The following is a 17,147-nucleotide window of genomic DNA, read 5'->3' as shown; positions in this document are numbered from 1 at the left end:
CCCGTCCTGTAAGTGGATTCCGTGTAGCGTCTACGATACCAGGTGCATTATGCTCTTCTCTGTTTCGTCCAGTTGCTTCGGGTGAGTCCCTCTCTCCTCTTTCGCAAAGCTCAACGGTCGCTCGCCGGAAAACGACAATCCTTCTCTCATCCAAGCACTGGATCGTTAGGCTGAAAGACCACCTTCACGATGGTTGGTCAACAGCCGACTCATGAGGGTGATGGTGATGGTCATGATTATGGTGATGCAAATGATGACCGTTAGCCTCAGCGACCGACACCAACTGCTCCCAATCCAATCCCTGACCTCCGGCGGCTTCCAACAGCCGGTTCATCATCACGCCGACCAATCCGTCATCCAGCCCGAGATAGTCAGTCATACTCAAATGAACACCTGCATACCGTTTACGAAGGTCGTCCAAGCGGCCGTTCATCCGTTTGATGAGCACTCCGGTAAACAGCAGATAGGGCAGAATGATGATGTTTTTGGCCCCCAGCCGGACACATCGCTCCACTCCCTCTTCCCATCCGGGATCCGTGACCCCGACAAATGCCGTTTCCACCCACCGCACTGGCAAGCGCTCCCACAACAGCCGCGCGATTTTGAACAAATCGCTGTTGGCCTCCGCATCGCTTGATCCCCGGCCCACGACCAGCACAGCCGTGTCGCTTTCGTTTCGGTCTTGCGGCAGATCGGTGACAGATCGGACACGCCGTTCCAATATGGACACCACCGATTGATCCACCCCAACCGGCCGCCCGTATGTGAACGTGACATCGGGATACCGTCGGGCGGCTTCCCGGATCGGGAACGGGATATGTACCTTGGCATGCCCCGCAAACAGGAGCATGATGGGGACCACTGTAATCCGTTTGGCCCCTTTTTCCACACAGCGGCGGATGCCTTCGGGAATGTCCGGTTCGGTGAGTTCCAGAAAACACGTCTCCACGATGGGAAAAGAGAGGAACCGTCCCACTCGCGACGTAAAGTCCAGCAACTGGGCGTTCCCTTCCGGGTCTCGACTGCCGTGACCCACAAACAAACAAGCTTCCATCGGTTTTTCCTCCTCGTTTCAGTCCCCGCAGACGGTATCCACCGCTACCGGTTGAGGTTGTTCCCGGTACCGGAACCCGTTCACCTCTTGGACACGTTTGAAAAATTTGTGGAAACGCTCGTTGGGGTGCCCTTTTTCCGCATATTCCCGCACGACGTTTTCCACCGCCACCAACATCTCTTCCGGTGAGAGTCCTTCCGCCACCCGCTGGGCGGGATGGGCATTGCGGCCGATCCTTTTACCGCCCAGAAACAAATCGTACGTGCCGCGTCGGTAGACAATCCCGATATCTTCCGTCACCGCACCATAGCAGGCCATCGCACAGCCGTTGAAGCCGATTTTCAATTCCTTGGGGATGTTCATCCCGCCCAACCGGCGAGTCAACTCCTCGGCGTGGGGAATCGACTCACCTTTATCGCCATCGCAAAAATCGCATGCTTTTACCTGCACCACATCGCCGACGGGGTGAACCGACCATCCCGCATCCGTCAGGCGACGAACCACTGAGTCGGGATCATCGGTCGGGATCCGCAGGATCATTTGATGATCGGGTGTATACGTGATCTCCCCTTTGTCTCCCGCCAGCGATGCCAGTGCAGCCATTTGGTTCGGCGTCCACTTTTTTTCGGCGACGCCGGAAGAGACGGCCACTTCCAAAACCGGGGTGACATTGGGCACCGCAGTGGGAGGAGTACCGGTGACAGGAACCTTGCCTGCGACCTGAAGAAGTGCCAACGCTTCCTCGGCCCATGCAACCGGATGTTTCGCCTCTTTGGTTCGGGGTTTGTCCAATTGCTCTGTTTGCGCGTTGAGAGACCACGGCTCGGTGTCCGTCCGCAGGCGTTCATGTGGCTTCAAGGCCTGTTCCTTTTGGGTAAGCGTATATTTTCGCTGATAGCCGCGCGGTGTGATCATCAAACCGTGATGAACAAAAGTGGTGGAATTGCCGATCAACACCGTAGTCAACATGCCAATCTCATGTCCCAGCATCTCACCCAGCTTCGTGATCACCACGTGTTGCCGTTCCCGATAGGCGCTTTTCACCAATCCGACAGGTGTGTCCGGTGACCGATACTGGAGCAGGATGCGTTGAGTCTCCACGATCTGGCGGGTACGCCGTCCACTTTTGGGGTTGTACAAAGCGATGACAAAATCGGCTGCTGCGGCCGCTTCAATCCGGCGGGCGATCGTTTCCCAGGGGGTGAGATGGTCACTCAGACTGATCATGCAAGCATCGTGCATCACGGGCGACCCCAAAAGTGCCGCGCAGGAATTGATTGCTGATACCCCGGGGATCACCTCCACTTCCACACCTTCGCCCCGATGCCTTCCTTTTTCCACCAACACCTCGTACACCAGTCCGGCCATGCCGTACACGCCTGCATCTCCGCTGGAAATCACGGCCACCTTTTTTCCGCTCTCGGCCAGCTCGACCGCCGTCTGTGCCCGACTGACTTCTTCCGTCATGCCGGTTTGCACGATCTCCTGATTGTCCAACAAATCCCGGATGATGTCGACATAGGTGTTGTACCCGACGATCACATCGCTGTCGCTGAGTGCTTCCCGCGCCCGGTGCGTCATGTGGTCGAAATGACCCGGACCGAAGCCCACCACGTACAACTTGCCGCGGCCTTTCTCACTCATTTCCGCTTCCTCCTATCTTGCCGTGATGGATGGTTGTTCCCTCTCCGTGTTGCGTTTGCCGGAACACATCGGCACCGACGATCCATGTCGTTCGTAAAACGGACGAATCCACGCCACCGCTTTTTCCACATGGGACGGCATGACAGATCGGCTCCAGCATCTGCTGCCAAATCGCCCTCATCATCTGATCCATGAGTGATTTGGAACGTGAGATGTCACCCATTTGGAAAACCTGTCCGCTTCCAACCTACAACCCCCATCTCAATTGCCTCGCATCCCATAAGAGTGCCCCAGAAAAATGCTCCGCCACGACACGAATCATAAACTGCCTACTATACCAAAAAAAATAAAAGCACTTCCAAAATGGAAGTGCTTAAATCGCGCAGTTGTTATCCCTTAACCTAGCTAAATGCAGCGACTCCCGTCCGAGGGCCTGAAAAAGGTACACGATTCCCCAGGCGGGCTGCTTTCATTCAGCGGACAGTCGTCCAGCCCGATCTAAACACCTCCCTATCCTCGTAGGTCAACGGTGTTGTTGGAAAAGGCAGGTCTCCTGGCTCATGGATCATCGCGAAACCATACAGGGCCTTCCCATCGCACACTGGCGACAGTGACCGCAGTATCGCTCCCCATTCACAGTGGCGGGACCGCGCCGGATTTTCACCGGCTTCCCTCTTCGGGAGTGGGCGAACCACTCCACCTTTTCCCTTTCAATATGCAATTGTCAAAATCTCGATCAAAATCTCTCTTTATTGTATCGAATGAAAAAGAGAATAGCAACTCGGAGTTTTTGGTGTTGGCTTCTGTAGTTATCAACGTGCAACCTCCACATATACGTTTTTCGTCTAGGCCATCACTTTCTCCATGAGTTGCTGTTTTCTTCACCTGATACATGTAACCCTACAAAAGGACGATCAACTCTTGTTCGATAGGATACCCATGCAAAAATGAAAAGGAAGAGCAAAAAAATGATGATCCCCACCACTTCAAAATCCAATTCTGCCCAAGGGTTAAAGAATGTAAAGGCTTCGTAGAAAGAGACTCCATATGCTAAAAACACAATGATCCAACCCATCACTCTGGAGGCAGATTGCCCAAGTTTACTGGATTGGCGAAGTATTTTATTGGTAATCAAAGAATCAATGGTATCTGTGATCATCATCCCCATCATAAATGTGATTCCCAAGATGTAAGGCATATAGTTCGCGTTGTTGTTCGCTGCCAACACCCAGACGGACGCTTGACTAACGGTCTCTGATGCTAAAGCAAACAGTCCTCCAATCAATATAATGAGAAGTGGGTTGCTTGTTTCCTGTAATTTTTTCGGAATGAGTTTTCCTTTGATACCTTGAGGTCGATATTCGTCCTGATTCCCTAATCGCGTCTTTAACAGATTATTGATGTTTAATGTTCCAATCAGGAATAGGGACAAAATAGAAAACCATGTCACAAACAGGTCGACGTAATCCGGTAACCGAAAGTTCTGACTGATGTTTCCTAGAATAATCCCAATACTGGCTACTACTAAACCGTGTCCAAAGGAGAATAAGGTACCGACCCAACGCGCAATCGAACTTCCTTTACGCCAATTGTAGCGAGCCAAACCATCAATACAAGCTAAATGATCAGCATCCAAACCGTGACGAAGACCTAAAGTAAATACCAGTATGAGAAGAGATACGTTTTCCATCTTTTCTCTCCTTACAGAATATTCATTCAAAATTGTGACCTTAACCCTTCCATCCCCAAATACTGAAAAAATAAAAACACTTCCCGTTATGAGAAGTGTTTGATGATCACGTATCCACATACAAGTACACAAGAAGACTCACGGCCTATGCCAGGCCAATCGACACCAATTTGACGGCATGCGGCGTCATCAAACACCTCCCTATCCTCGTAGGTCAACGGTGTTGTTGGAAAAGGCAGGTCTCCTGGCTCATGGATCATCGCGAAACCATACCGGGCCTTCCCATCGCACACTGGCGACAGTGACCGCGGCATCGCTCCCCATTCACAGTGGCGGGACCGCGCCGGATTTTCACCGGCTTCCCTCTTCGGGAGTGGACGAACCACTCCACCTTTTCCCTTTCAATATGCAATTGTCAAAATCTCGATCAAAATCTCTATTTATTGTATCGAATGAAAAAGAGAATCGCAACTCGGAGTTTTTGTCATCAGGAATAACCCTCCCACAATCTACCACCCTTCGGCTTTGTCAGGGTGTATTTTTTCAATCACACTTTTTATCATAATTCATACTTGTCAAATCGGAATTAATGGATTATTCTTATACTAATTTATCCGTTGGGAGGTTTGATTTCATGCCTAAGATTACTTTTGTGTCTGATGTAAAATGGTCCGGTGAGGGAGTGCGCTCGGTGGCTGAGATCAACGGCAAACAGGTGATCATCGACGAGCCCCCGGCTTTAGGCGGAACGGATCAAGGGCCCAATCCGGTGGAACTCATCCTGGCTGCCCTGGGCGGATGCATTAATGTGCTGGTCTCTCTGTTTGCCAAACAGCACGGAGTAGAACTGAAAGGAAGCCAAGTGCATGTGGAGGGCGATTTGGATCCCGACGGTTTCATGGAAAAAGCCGATGTCCGCCCTGGCTTCCTGGAAGTCCGCTACCATATTCAAATTGACTCCCCGTCCGACCCGGAAAAAGTCCAAGCATTGATCGAACACGTAGAGCGGGTCTGCCCAGTGAAGGACACCTTACAGGGCGTGCCTACCGTGGCGGTGACGGGGCAGAAGACGTCATAATCCCAACGGAAAAACCACCCTCATTGTGGGTGGTTTTTCGTTTTCAGGAACTGTGTCCTGGAGAATGATCTACCGTGATTCCGGTATTACCTTGGATTCTTTTCGGTAAACTTCGAGCATATGATGGAAGATGTGCGGGGCGATAAGGATTACAGAGATATCGACAAGATTTGTAATGCTCACGCTCAAAGTCGCCCGGATTTTGGCCACCCTTCTCTCGAGTTTAGGAGGGGTACAGATGGGTTACTACATTCCAGTTGAACGAAACGTAAATATCTTCGTCGAGGATTGCGATCCTGGGCATGGAAAACCAATCCTTTTTATACACGGATGGCCGCTTAACCATAAAATGTTTGAATATCAATTCAACCAACTCCCCAAAATGGGCTATCGTTGTATTGGGATTGATTTGCGCGGATTCGGGAAGTCGGATCGTCCCTGGGAAGGATATTCGTACAACCGATTGGCAGATGATGTCCGTATCGTGATTGATACTCTACAGTTAGAGGATGTCACCTTTGCTGCACATTCGATGGGAGGAGCTATTGCCATCCGGTACATGGCTCGGCATGCAGGGCATAAAGTCTCTAAACTAGCCCTCATAGGAGCTGCGGGCTTCACCAGACGCCCCGGAATACCGTATGGACTAACAAAAGAGGAAATGAAACGTTGGGAACGGTCATGGAGTAAGCTAATGGTCGCTACCTATACCGATCGCCCCAAAATGCTGGATGGCGTTGGGGACATATTTTTCGCACGTTATGTAACGGAGAGTTTCAAAAACTGGTTCCACGGATTGGGAATAGAGGCGTCTGGCCATGCATCGGCGATGTGTGCAGTTTCCCTTCGAGATGAGGATTTAGGGAGAGATTTTTCTAAAATCAATGTACCAACCGCAATTTTCCATGGTGTACAGGACAAAGTCTGCCCATTCTCATTTGCCAAATTGATGCACGCCGGTATCAGGGAATCGGAACTCATCCCCTTTCAATACAGTGGTCATGGATTGTTCTACGAAGAGTTGGAGAAATTTCATCGCGAGCTTATACGCTTCATCGGATAAAACGGGGATGTTGTGATGGACCCAAAAACCCTGTTATCAGATAACAGGGTTGAGACTCCACACGGCTGAAGTACCACAGGCACTCCCTATGGTCGCCGTAGGATTCTTGGGGAGTTCACGTCCTCAGTCCATTTCTGTTTCGGACAACTCCCAAGTTCAGGGCTGTCTCATCAGCCCATCCCATGCCGTTCTACAGCTGGGCTGTATGTACCCGCATGGGCGGGACACCAGCGACCAACGGAAGTGCCCGTGGTATTACCAGTGTCCTAGTTCCTTTTTTCACTCTTATGGTTTTACCCAGCGGGAGAGACTGGTTCGCCGCTGGAACCCCATACCATAACGTTTTCAAGGAACGGAACCCACTACCAGTGGGATGAGCACCGCTCATACGTACACAAGTTGCTCTTGCCATCCCCACAAGGGGGATTCCGAACAACGCCGCCTTTCATCCCACGATTAAAACTGTGGGCTTTTAGGCGGCAGTTTCTGAAAGAAACTGCTGACAAAGTGGTCAAACCACTCGTGATTTCGTGTGCGCTGTGATCCCTCTTGCTCCTGAATCGCTGCGCTCAAAGGTCGCTCGTGGGAAAACGCTCACCCTTTTTTAGGAGGGCGGGGCCGAGAGCCCACGGACTATCCTTGCCACTCGCCTACACGCTGCATTCACACCAACGGCAGATTGGGTTCCGCGTTGAGCGACAAATCACCCACTTGCCCGTCAAAGAAGCGGTAGGTTCCCGCCGCGGCGATCATCGCCGCGTTGTCAGTGCACAGCGACAGTGGCGGTACACGCAGGGTGATCCCGGCTTCCCGGCACCGTGCGCCCAACGCTTCGCGCAAGCGGCTGTTGGCTGATACGCCGCCCGCCAATACCAACTGCTTCACACCGGTGTGGGCGACTGCTCTCATCGCTTTTTCCACCAGCACCTCGACGACCGACTCCTGAAAACTGGCGGCCACATCCGCCGGATTGACCGTCTCTCCCCGTTGACGCGCGTTGTGCAGGTAGTTGATCACCGCGGATTTCAACCCGCTGAAACTGAAATCGAAGGAGTCCGGCTCCAACCATGCCCGCGGAAAATCCAGCACATCACTGCCATCTTTGGCCAGTCGGTCAATCTCCGGTCCGCCGGGATATGGCAAATGGAGCAGCCGGGCCACTTTGTCGTAGGCTTCCCCGGCTGCATCGTCCCTTGTCCGGCCCAGTCGTTCAAACCGGTTGTGTTCCCGCATCAGAATCAGCTCGGTATGGCCGCCGGATACAACCAGCGCCACCAACGGGAACGCAAGCGGCTCCACCAGGTGGCTGGCATAAATGTGACCGGCGATGTGATGCACCGGTACCAATGGAAGCCCACGTGCAAACGACAGCGCCTTGGCAGCAGAAACCCCGATCAAGAGCGCTCCCACCAAACCGGGACCCTGGGTGACGGCCACGGCGGACAAGTCGTCCAATGTGACGCCGGCACGATCCAACGCTTCTTGAATGATCTGCGTGATCCGCTCCACGTGGCGGCGCGAAGCCACCTCCGGTACGACGCCTCCAAATTTGCGGTGCACATCCACCTGGGAAGAAATGACGTTGGACAACACCCGTTGTCCGTTTTCAACTACGGCGGCAGCCGTCTCGTCACAGCTCGTTTCAATCCCCAGTACCAGTGTTCTTGTTTGATTCAACTGTATGTTCTCCGTCATCTTCATCCAATGTCACCCACATGATCAAGGCATCCTCCTGATTGTCCGAATAATAACGGGGACGAATGCCTTTGGCTTCAAATCCCAATTTGCGGTACACGTGCTGGGCCACATGATTGGATACCCGCACTTCCAATGTCATTTTGTCGGCGCCCAACAACCGGGCCAATCTTTTCATATAGGCCAACGTAGCCTGCCCCAGCTTTTTCCCGCGGTATTTTGGATGGATCGCGATATTGGTGATGTGCGCTTCGTCCACTACAATCCACATACCGCAATATCCGGCGATTTCCCCGTCGACGGTGACCACGGTGTAATGCGCAAACGGGCTGTGCAACAATTCGTTGACAAACGCCTCTTTCGGCCAGGGTGTGGGAAACGAGGCGCGTTCCACTTCCATGATCATCGGCAGATCAGCCATTTTCATCGGGCGAAATGCAATCCGCGACCGTTCCATGACTGTTCACTCCGTTTGTTGTCGAGCCGACCATTTGACTTCCGCTTCGGTCTTCTGCAGATAATTGGGTGCAAACGCCTCATCGGCCACCTCACCTCTTTGCCATCGGGCATATGCCAATTGCCCCAGCATCGATGCCCGCGGCACGTTTTCCGGCGGGTAGCCGAACACCGCCTGGTTGCCGAGAGCAGCCTCAATTTGATCACGAAAACGGTTCACATCGTCACCGAGAAACAGCATCGGCCCCAAGCCCGACAGTTCGCTCAACCACTGATCCACCGGTACGACTCGCTCCTCCCGGGCTGTCTGCACCAACCCGTCGTCGGTTCGTTGATACAGTCCCGTATAGGCTCGATTACGCCTGGCATCAAACAACGGGACGATCCCGCCGTCAAAATGGCGACCGTTCATCGCCAATACAGCCAAACTGGAAACCCCGATCAACGGCAATTTCCGGCTCCAGGCAATCGTTTTGGCCGTCGTGACACCGATTCTCACCCCGGTGTACGAACCCGGCCCTTGCGCCACCGCCACCGCATCCAAATCATCCACCGAAAGTGCCAACTCCCGTAACAAACGGTCAATCGCGGGCATCAAACGGACAGAGTGATTTCGATGCAAATTGGTTGTCCATTCCCCGAGTACGCGATCTTCCTCCAAGACTGCTACGCCCATCACCAATGTGGACGTATCCATCGCCAGGATTTTCATATACCGCTCAGCTCCTCACACATCCGCTTGGAACGGGCGTTGCGCAAATGAAGGCGGATTTCCCGTTCACCAGTGGACAGCACATGAAACGTGAACCAGACGGTCTCCTCCGGCAACAGCGGTCGGATACGGCTCGCCCATTCCACCAGCGTGACACCGTCACCATAAAAATACTCGTCCCATCCCAGATCCTCATCCGCTCCCTCTAGCCGATAAACATCCATGTGATACAGTGGAAGACGCCCGTGATATTCCTTGATCAGGGTGAAGGTGGGACTGTCGATGTACGTTTCGATTCCCAAACCTTGGGCCACCCCTTGGGTAAATGTCGTTTTTCCCGCACCCAGGTCCCCCTCCAGCGCCAGCACGTCACCGGGTTGAAGCAGCGGAGCCAAGCTTCGGCCCAGCTCTCTCGTCTCCTGTTCCGATTTGACGATCCAGCGACATGGTACTTGCATCTCCATCACCCGTCCGTGAAGTGGTTATATCCCCGTCGTTCCAGCAAGGTCCTGCCTTGATCTGTCACCCATTCCACCGCAGGTTTGCCCTGTTCCGTCCAACCAATCCGATATAGGGTCACACCTTCATTATGCGCCGTTTGTTCCAAGCGCGCAAACTCTGCTTCCGGCACGCACCCCACCAATTGAAAGTCTTCCCCTCCGTACAGAGCCCACTCGTACGGATCATAACCTGTTTGGCTGGCATAGTCGACCAACGCATCGGATAAGGGGATTCGATCTTTTTCCAATACGATGCGAACGCCACTCGCTTCGGCGATCTCCCAACATTCTTGTGCCAAACCATCACTGATGTCATTGGCCGCTGCCCCTGCGTTCAATGACAACAACAAACGACCGGCCGCCACCTGGGGAATGGGACGGCGGTGGGCACGGATCAAGTCGGAAAACCGCTTCTTTGTCCCATCGTTTCCGTTCAACAGCACATGCAAACCCGCGCTCGAATCCCCCACAGTACCCGTCAGAAACACCACATCGCCCTCACGAGCTGCAGATCGTTTCAGGGCTTGTCCGCCCTCCACTTCTCCAATCACCGTCAAAGTGACAGTCAGATCATGAGGCGCCTTCACCGTATCTCCGCCGACAATCACCAAACCAAACCGATCTGCCAAATCATACATCCCCCGGTACAGATCGACCAGCGCATTCATCTCCCAATGACGGGGAACAGATAACGAGACGACACCGTAACGTGGCAATCCGCCCATCGCCGCGATATCACTGATGTTGGCCGCCGCCAGTTTCCAACCGATATCCGCGGGGTTCATGGTCTCCGGCAGGAAATGAACGGTTTCGATCATGGTATCGGACGTGATGACAAGGGAACGATTCAAGGGATGGACAACAGCGGCATCGTCACCCACATCCACCTCAACGGACGGCGGAGGGGACGGTCGATATTGTGTCAACAAGTGGATCAAGGCAAATTCGTCCCGCAATGGAGAGCCCCCCGATCTTCCTGCAAATAAAAGAAACACGACCGCAGCCCATCGCCACGGTCGTTGTTTTGGAGCGGGTGATGGGAATCGAACCCACGCATCCGGCTTGGAAGGCCGGTGTTCTACCACTGAACTACACCCGCATTTCATCAACTTGTCCTGAGTAAGGGAATGGTCGGGGTGACAGGATTTGAACCTGCGACCTCCTCGTCCCGAACGAGGCGCTCTACCAAGCTGAGCCACACCCCGGAACAGTAGTATCTATTGTATCAATTGGCTGTATCAATTGGCGATTTTTCAAAACTGGTGCGGTCGGCGAGACTCGAACTCGCACGGCCTTACGGCCACTACCCCCTCAAGATAGCGTGTCTGCCAGTTCCACCACGACCGCATGTTTTCATCCGCTTGGTGCGGGTGGAGGGACTCGAACCCCCACGCCAGAGGCGCTAGATCCTAAGTCTAGTGCGTCTGCCAATTCCGCCACACCCGCATAGAGATCCGGAGGCGACCGGCCGTCACCCAACCGGCACCAACCGGCCTATGTGGGAAAAACCGCCGCTGATTAATATTGCTATGATGATGTGGTGAGCCATCCAGGACTCGAACCTGGGACACCCTGATTAAAAGTCAGGTGCTCTACCAACTGAGCTAATGGCTCGCAATGGCTGGGGAGGTAGGGATCGAACCTACGCATCACGGAGTCAAAGTCCGTTGCCTTACCACTTGGCTACTCCCCAGTATCATGGGGCGACCAGTGGGAATCGAACCCACGAATGCCGGAGCCACAATCCGGTGCGTTAACCACTTCGCCATGGCCGCCATAATAATGGCGGAGCTGACGGGACTCGAACCCGCGACCTCCGGCGTGACAGGCCGGCGTGAACTCCAACTTCACCACAGCTCCGCGTAGGAAGGGGAGTATTCCCCGTATTTGGTGGACGGTGACGGGATCGAACCGCCGACCCCCTGCGTGTGAAGCAGGTGCTCTCCCGCTGAGCTAACCGTCCATATTGGTGACCCGTAGGGGATTCGAACCCCTGCATGCCAGCGTGAAAGGCTGGTGTGTTAAACCACTTCACCAACGGGCCACGTAACATTTTATGGGCTCGACCACTTTAAAGGCCTTCTGGCGGAGAGAGCGGGATTCGAACCCGCGCGGGGTCATTTGACCCCCTAACGGTTTAGCAAACCGTCCTCTTCGGCCACTTGAGTATCTCTCCAGGAAAAGATGGCTCCTCAGGCAGGACTCGAACCTGCAACCTACCGGTTAACAGCCGGGCGCTCTACCATTGAGCTACTGAGGATCGTTTCGAAGCGACATCAATTATTATACTGGATTGAGATCACATTTGCAAGTGGTTTTTTTATTTTCTTTTTGGCTGTCTCCATTGGACTGGCGTCGCGGAGACGATATATAAATTAGCACAGACATCGAATCGCTGTCAATAGGGAAAATACATTTTTTTAACTTGAAAAATACGCCATCATAAGGAGATTATACCTAACTCCCATATCCAAAACAGATCGGCTGAATTCGGGCTTCCTGCTTGGTTTCCCATCTTATTCTCCGTAGCGACAGCTAGATTTTGCTCGCAGGAATTCGGCCACTTCTTGCTTAGAACTACGAATTGGACTCACAATCCCCGACAGGAGATTTCCGTAGACACCATCAGCGCTGTTTGGGGGCCATACCGGACAAGTCCCGCCGCAACAGCTCTTCCGGTCGGATGATGTTGCGAAATCCAAAGGAGGCAGGTTTTTTCGCATCTGCTCCGTCATACGCCACTGCTTCCACTCGGACAATCGATTTGACGTTCAGACAGTTGCTGTCCCCTTGTGGCACATACAACCTCACAGGATACCCTTTTTTCAACGGGCGACCGTTTTGCCGGTACAGCAAAAACGCATCCTGCAGGTCAGTTACGGGAATTTCAGCCTGAAAATCATCGGCACCCAAAAAGCGCAGGTGGGTGGTTTCAACCCGCAATCCCACACGCCTGAGCAAAACCCACAACCGTAATGCGTTTCCCTGCACACCCGATACCCATTTCTCCGGTTCAACTGTTTCATCGTCCATCCGCCGGAATTCCTCGTAAGTAAACGCTGCCGGCTTGAGAACCGTACCATACACTTCGATCGTCCACGATGAATGCATCCATCCCGCTCCTCTCTCTGTTTATCCCCGGTAGGGGATAAGAAATTGCCCCGCCTGGACAGTATTGTCGCATGACGGGTTTCACCTGAATCACTCAGGGTGGGTGTGGTCATTCACGAACTTGAGAGAAGGGTGGCCAAAATCCTGCGAGCGACCTTCAAGCGTGTGCGTTACAGAAGTGAGAGGGAAAAGGCACACTCCAATCAACATGATGGATCAGACCCACTCTAGTGCTCCGTCTGACCTTTCAAGAGATCCAGAGCATGCGGCAATACGTCCAACACTGCCTCCAAACATTCTGCGGCACCTTTGGGACTGCCGGGCAAATTGAGAATCAGGGTTTGTCCCCGTGTTCCTGCCACAGCCCTGGACAACATCGCAAACCGTGTTTTGCCAATCGTGGCGGCGCGCATGGCCTCCGCCAACCCGGGTACCTGACGTCGAATGACGGACAACGTCGCCTCAGGCGTCACGTCTCTGGGACCGAGCCCCGTTCCGCCCGTGGTCAACACCAAATCCAGTTTTTTCTCATCTGTCAAATGGATCAACATCTCACGGATGGCATCCATGTCATCCGGAATGATTTCATATGCTTCCACTTCTCCGTCGATGCGCTGCACCAGCTCACGGAGCACTTGCCCACTCCGGTCCTCGCGCTCACCGCGCGCTCCTTTGTCACTGATGGTCAGGATCCCTACGCGCCTCATGCGTTCACTCTCCCTTTCGGATGAAGTCACCACTTTTGCCCCCCGTTTTACGAATCAGGCAAGTCTGTTCCACGGTGATTTCTTTATCAATGGCTTTGCACATGTCGTAGACGGTTAAAGCAGCTACACTGACCGCCGTGAGCGCCTCCATCTCCACTCCGGTGACGCTGTCAGTTTTCACTTCTGCTTCAATAACAAGCGTAGAATCCCCTTCCTCGGAAAAACGGAGGTCGACACCGCGAAGAGGGATGGGATGACACATGGGAATCAGTTCCGAAGTTTTTTTGGCCGCCATGATCCCGGCCACCTGGGCCACAGCCAACACGTCTCCTTTTTCCATGTTCCCCTGACGAATACGACTCAATGTTTCCGGCTTCATGCACACGCGCGCCCGTGCCACAGCGACACGCCGCGTCACCGGTTTTCCGGAAACATCCACCATTTTGGCCCGTCCTTGTTCGTTGATGTGCGTCAACTTTTCCACGCCATCATCACTCCTTAACCACCGATATAAGACATCTCCACTTTCTTTTTCTGTTTCGTTGATTGGCCCCGTTCTTCCGAATAGCGGTCATTACGGTTTTGCCAAATTCCCGCGATCCATCGGCGTATCTCTTCATCCGGAGCGCCCCCTCTCAACAAGGAGCGCAAGTCGTGCCCCTTTTCGGCGAACAGGCACGTGAACAGCTGGCCGTCAGCCGATAGTCTCGCCCGCGTGCATGTGCCGCAAAACGCGTCCGTCACGGAAGAAATCACGCCGATCTCCTCATCCGTCCCCACATATCGGTATCGGTCGGCCACTTCCCCGTAATAGCGGGACGGAAGGGGCTCCAACGGCATCTCACGGTTGATTCGTTCCAATATTTCCTGTTTGGATACCACTTGATCCCAGCGCCACCCGTTGGTATTTCCCACATCCATGTATTCGATAAAGCGCACGATGTGACCGGTTCCGCGAAAATGGCGGGCCATCGGCACGATTTCGCTGTCGTTGACGCCTCTTTGCACCACCATATTCACTTTGACGCCCAGCCCTGCATCCGCTGCAGCACGGATGCCGTCCAGTACCTGCCGGACGCTGGCAGCCCCGCCGTTCATCCGGTGAAACACCTCATCATGGATGGCGTCGAGGCTGACGTTGATCCGCTGCAATCCCGACTGTTTCAGGGCTGCCGCGTATCGGGGGAGCAACACCCCGTTGGTAGTCAACGCGATGTCTTCAATGCCATCCACTTCATTCAGCATCCGGATCAAATCGGGCAAGTCACGACGCAGTAGCGGTTCGCCTCCCGTGATCCGAACCTTTCTCACTCCGAGGGACGCGAACAGCCGAACCAAGCGGACAATTTCTTCAAACGTCAACAATGCCTCTCTCGCAAGAAACGGATAATCCGGTCCAAACACTTCTTTCGGCATGCAATACGTACAACGGAAATTGCACCGATCGGTCACCGACACGCGCAAATCATGAAGCGGCCGCTGATACCGGTCCAGCGGACGGCCCAATTGGCCGGGCATTTGCCTCACACCCTTTCGATCAGAAGCTACCGATCATTTCCCCACTCTTCCCGCACCGATAACCACCCATCATTTCCAAACGCGTACGGAAAGAAGGGGACTGCAACTCCTCCATCAACAAACGCCCCATCGATGACCGGAGCCAATCCTTCGGCGCGACAAATTGGACATCCTCTTCCCACGCAGGGACAAAGAGCAAACCGAATTCGCGCGCCACTGCCGGACATCCGATGCCGATATCCGCAGCCCCCGCAGCGATGGCAGCGCCAATCTGCCGGTCATTCGCCGCCACTCGATATTGCATGTCTTCAGGATTGATCCCCCAATCGGCCCACTGTGCCTCCAACCATTGCCGGGAACGGGTACCACTGGGATGGATCATCAATTGAGCTCCCTGCCTCAGCCATTTGGAAATAGACCCTGGGCCGGAAACGGATCGCATCATCCACCCGCGCACCCGGCGCCATCCATGGATTCGCACCCATGATGGGTCTTTCATTTCCACTTTCTTCGTTTCGGATATGTCGCCAGCCGACAACACGAGATGGCAGCGTCCTTCCCACAGCGTATGCCAACCTTCCTCCTGCCCCATCGGCAAAGGAAAAAGGGTGAACCCGCGAGACGATAGCTGATCTGCCAGCACATCCAATCCGGCGTCAGGCTCACCTGCTACCAACAAACGGCTTTTCCATGATCCACGGGGACGGATCAGCTCCACCGTTACGCTTTCTCCGGCCTTCCACCCATTGTGATCGGTCGGTACGCGAAGCCAACCGTCCGCACGGGACAGCGAGGAAGCCACTCCCGCCCCTTTGGCCAAGGGATAAGCCACCATTTCGCCTCGAACCTCTCCGACAGCGACACGCACAAAATCTTCCGCTCCTGTTTTGACCACCACGTCTGTTCCCAATCGGACACGGATTTCATTTGCTTCGCCCATTTTTACACCGAACCACTTTTCGATCAACGGTCTGACGAACCATTGGAGACCAAGATAGGCGGAGATGGGATAACCCGGAAGACCCACCACCGGCTTCCCTTCCACGATGCCGAGAATGACCGGTTTTCCCGGGCGTGTCGCCACACCGTGCTGAACAACGCGGCCTAACTTACGTATGACGGAAACGGTAAAATCTTCCGAACCGGCAGAAGATCCGGCATTGAGAACAACCATGTCACATTTTTTGACTGCCGACTGTACGGATTGAAGCAAGTGATCCGGCTCATCGGGCACGATACCACAGTAATCCGGAACGGCCCCCCACTCCCGCAGATAACCCGATATCATGGTTCCATTGCTTTCCACGATCTGCCCACGCTCGGGAGCCTGCCCGGGCAAAACCAACTCACTACCCGTCGGTATCACGGCCACGCGCGGGGGCTTCCATACCGAAACTTCCTCCACACCAGAGGCCAACATCACGCCCAAGTCGATCGGACGAATCCGATGGTTAGCCGGAAGGATCGTTTCTCCCGCGCATACGTCTTCCCCAACCATTCGTATATGCTTCCACGATGGAACTGGATTAAAAATCTGCACCTTTTGTTCATCCACGACCCCGATCTGTTCGACAGGGATGATCGCATCAGCGAAATCGGGCAACGGATCGCCCGTATCGATCCATATCGCTTCCCGCCCCAAGGACAATTGCACCGGGTTGTCCGGTGCCGCTTGCACCGTCATTTCCGCTCGAACGGCAACGCCGTCCATCGCAGCCAAGGGATATTCCGGAACAGACCGCCGGGCCACCACTGGCTTGGCTGTAATACGATCATGCGCCTTAAGGACGGGCACCGACTCGACGGAAGGGGAAAAGCGAACCTCCCGCAAAAAACGTTCCCGCGCCTCGTCCAACGGGGCCAGTTTCCACTCCGTTTGACGCAAGGGCGCTTCACCTCTTGATAAAAAACTTAACATA

General features: G+C 53.9%; 16 protein-coding genes, 12 tRNA genes and 2 riboswitches. Of the genes, 2 read left to right on the top strand and 26 right to left on the bottom strand.

Features of this window, described 5'->3' with window-relative positions; genetic code table 11:
* Positions 1-184: 184 nt before the first annotated feature.
* The 4 genes from KI215_RS01645 to KI215_RS01630 form a co-directional block, all read right to left on the bottom strand.
* Positions 185-1,054: a sirohydrochlorin chelatase gene (locus tag KI215_RS01645; RefSeq protein WP_212773884.1), complete on the bottom strand. Its 870-nt coding sequence runs from the start codon at positions 1,052-1,054 to the stop codon at positions 185-187.
* A gap of 18 nt (positions 1,055-1,072) precedes the next feature.
* Positions 1,073-2,698 (bottom strand): precorrin-3B C(17)-methyltransferase, encoded by a 1,626-nt coding sequence (gene cobJ, locus KI215_RS01640; RefSeq protein ID WP_212773883.1) that lies wholly within the window; start codon positions 2,696-2,698, stop codon positions 1,073-1,075.
* Positions 2,691-2,921: a hypothetical protein gene (locus tag KI215_RS01635; protein ID WP_212773882.1), complete on the bottom strand. Its 231-nt coding sequence runs from the start codon at positions 2,919-2,921 to the stop codon at positions 2,691-2,693. The genes cobJ and KI215_RS01635 overlap by 8 nt, the downstream gene beginning before the upstream one ends.
* Positions 2,922-3,224: 303 nt before the next feature.
* A riboswitch (cobalamin riboswitch) is annotated at positions 3,225-3,417 on the bottom strand.
* Between the two features lie 134 nt (positions 3,418-3,551).
* On the bottom strand, positions 3,552-4,388 hold the full coding sequence (locus KI215_RS01630) for a HoxN/HupN/NixA family nickel/cobalt transporter (RefSeq protein ID WP_212773881.1): 837 nt from the start codon (positions 4,386-4,388) through the stop codon (positions 3,552-3,554).
* 217 nt (positions 4,389-4,605) lie between these two features.
* A riboswitch (cobalamin riboswitch) is annotated at positions 4,606-4,798 on the bottom strand.
* A 224-nt stretch (positions 4,799-5,022) separates the two neighbouring features.
* On the opposite strand from KI215_RS01630, the gene KI215_RS01625 reads away from it, so the two are divergent.
* Positions 5,023-5,466 carry an OsmC family protein gene (locus KI215_RS01625; RefSeq protein ID WP_212773880.1) on the top strand — a complete coding sequence of 148 codons (444 nt, stop codon included), beginning with the start codon at positions 5,023-5,025 and terminating at the stop codon, positions 5,464-5,466.
* Between the two features lie 238 nt (positions 5,467-5,704).
* Positions 5,705-6,529: an alpha/beta fold hydrolase gene (locus KI215_RS01620; protein WP_212773879.1), complete on the top strand. Its 825-nt coding sequence runs from the start codon at positions 5,705-5,707 to the stop codon at positions 6,527-6,529.
* Positions 6,530-7,192: 663 nt separating this feature from the next.
* Here KI215_RS01620 and tsaD read toward each other — a convergent pair.
* The 22 genes from tsaD to KI215_RS01510 form a co-directional block, all read right to left on the bottom strand.
* Positions 7,193-8,230 (bottom strand): tRNA (adenosine(37)-N6)-threonylcarbamoyltransferase complex transferase subunit TsaD, encoded by a 1,038-nt coding sequence (gene tsaD / locus KI215_RS01615; protein WP_212773878.1) that lies wholly within the window; start codon positions 8,228-8,230, stop codon positions 7,193-7,195.
* On the bottom strand, positions 8,172-8,681 hold the full coding sequence (gene rimI, locus KI215_RS01610) for a ribosomal protein S18-alanine N-acetyltransferase (protein WP_212773877.1): 510 nt from the start codon (positions 8,679-8,681) through the stop codon (positions 8,172-8,174). The genes tsaD and rimI overlap by 59 nt, the downstream gene beginning before the upstream one ends.
* 6 nt (positions 8,682-8,687) lie before the next feature.
* The gene (gene tsaB, locus KI215_RS01605) at positions 8,688-9,392 is read right to left on the bottom strand and encodes a tRNA (adenosine(37)-N6)-threonylcarbamoyltransferase complex dimerization subunit type 1 TsaB (protein ID WP_212773876.1); all 705 of its coding nucleotides are present in this window, start codon (positions 9,390-9,392) and stop codon (positions 8,688-8,690) included.
* Positions 9,389-9,850 carry a tRNA (adenosine(37)-N6)-threonylcarbamoyltransferase complex ATPase subunit type 1 TsaE gene (tsaE, locus tag KI215_RS01600; protein WP_212773875.1) on the bottom strand — a complete coding sequence of 154 codons (462 nt, stop codon included), beginning with the start codon at positions 9,848-9,850 and terminating at the stop codon, positions 9,389-9,391. The genes tsaB and tsaE overlap by 4 nt, the downstream gene beginning before the upstream one ends.
* A 5-nt stretch (positions 9,851-9,855) precedes the next feature.
* Positions 9,856-10,848 carry a thiamine-phosphate kinase gene (gene thiL, locus KI215_RS01595; RefSeq protein WP_212773874.1) on the bottom strand — a complete coding sequence of 331 codons (993 nt, stop codon included), beginning with the start codon at positions 10,846-10,848 and terminating at the stop codon, positions 9,856-9,858.
* Positions 10,849-10,917: 69 nt separating this feature from the next.
* Positions 10,918-10,991 (bottom strand) — tRNA-Gly (locus KI215_RS01590).
* Between the two features lie 29 nt (positions 10,992-11,020).
* Positions 11,021-11,097, bottom strand: a tRNA-Pro gene (locus KI215_RS01585).
* 55 nt (positions 11,098-11,152) lie between these two features.
* Positions 11,153-11,239 (bottom strand) — tRNA-Leu (locus KI215_RS01580).
* A 15-nt stretch (positions 11,240-11,254) separates the two neighbouring features.
* Positions 11,255-11,338: transfer RNA gene (locus tag KI215_RS01575), tRNA-Leu, on the bottom strand.
* Positions 11,339-11,430: 92 nt separating this feature from the next.
* A tRNA-Lys gene (locus tag KI215_RS01570) sits at positions 11,431-11,506 on the bottom strand.
* A 4-nt stretch (positions 11,507-11,510) separates the two neighbouring features.
* Positions 11,511-11,585: transfer RNA gene (locus KI215_RS01565), tRNA-Gln, on the bottom strand.
* A gap of 6 nt (positions 11,586-11,591) precedes the next feature.
* Positions 11,592-11,667, bottom strand: a tRNA-His gene (locus KI215_RS01560).
* Positions 11,668-11,675: 8 nt separating this feature from the next.
* Positions 11,676-11,752 (bottom strand) — tRNA-Asp (locus KI215_RS01555).
* A 28-nt stretch (positions 11,753-11,780) separates the two neighbouring features.
* Positions 11,781-11,855 (bottom strand) — tRNA-Val (locus KI215_RS01550).
* Positions 11,856-11,859: 4 nt separating this feature from the next.
* Positions 11,860-11,936, bottom strand: a tRNA-Glu gene (locus tag KI215_RS01545).
* A gap of 39 nt (positions 11,937-11,975) precedes the next feature.
* A tRNA-Ser gene (locus KI215_RS01540) sits at positions 11,976-12,068 on the bottom strand.
* Positions 12,069-12,077: 9 nt separating this feature from the next.
* Positions 12,078-12,152 (bottom strand) — tRNA-Asn (locus KI215_RS01535).
* Positions 12,153-12,517: 365 nt separating this feature from the next.
* Positions 12,518-13,003, bottom strand: a complete 486-nt coding sequence (locus KI215_RS01530) for a molybdopterin-dependent oxidoreductase (RefSeq protein WP_212773873.1) — start codon at positions 13,001-13,003, stop codon at positions 12,518-12,520.
* A 227-nt stretch (positions 13,004-13,230) separates the two neighbouring features.
* Positions 13,231-13,710 (bottom strand): MogA/MoaB family molybdenum cofactor biosynthesis protein, encoded by a 480-nt coding sequence (locus KI215_RS01525; protein ID WP_212773872.1) that lies wholly within the window; start codon positions 13,708-13,710, stop codon positions 13,231-13,233.
* A gap of 4 nt (positions 13,711-13,714) precedes the next feature.
* Complete coding sequence (gene moaC / locus KI215_RS01520; RefSeq protein WP_212773871.1) at positions 13,715-14,194, bottom strand: cyclic pyranopterin monophosphate synthase MoaC; 480 nt, start codon at positions 14,192-14,194, stop codon at positions 13,715-13,717.
* A gap of 14 nt (positions 14,195-14,208) precedes the next feature.
* Positions 14,209-15,228 carry a GTP 3',8-cyclase MoaA gene (moaA, locus tag KI215_RS01515; protein WP_212773870.1) on the bottom strand — a complete coding sequence of 340 codons (1,020 nt, stop codon included), beginning with the start codon at positions 15,226-15,228 and terminating at the stop codon, positions 14,209-14,211.
* Between the two features lie 19 nt (positions 15,229-15,247).
* Positions 15,248-17,113, bottom strand: coding sequence for a molybdopterin biosynthesis protein (locus KI215_RS01510; protein ID WP_212773869.1), 1,866 nt, complete (start codon positions 17,111-17,113; stop codon positions 15,248-15,250).
* Positions 17,114-17,147 lie beyond the last annotated feature (34 nt).

The sequence above is a fragment of the Polycladomyces abyssicola genome, assembly GCF_018326425.1.
In the GTDB taxonomy this organism is placed as follows: Bacteria; Bacillota; Bacilli; order Thermoactinomycetales; family JIR-001; genus Polycladomyces; species Polycladomyces abyssicola.
This window is presented reverse-complemented; position numbering and strand designations above follow the sequence as displayed.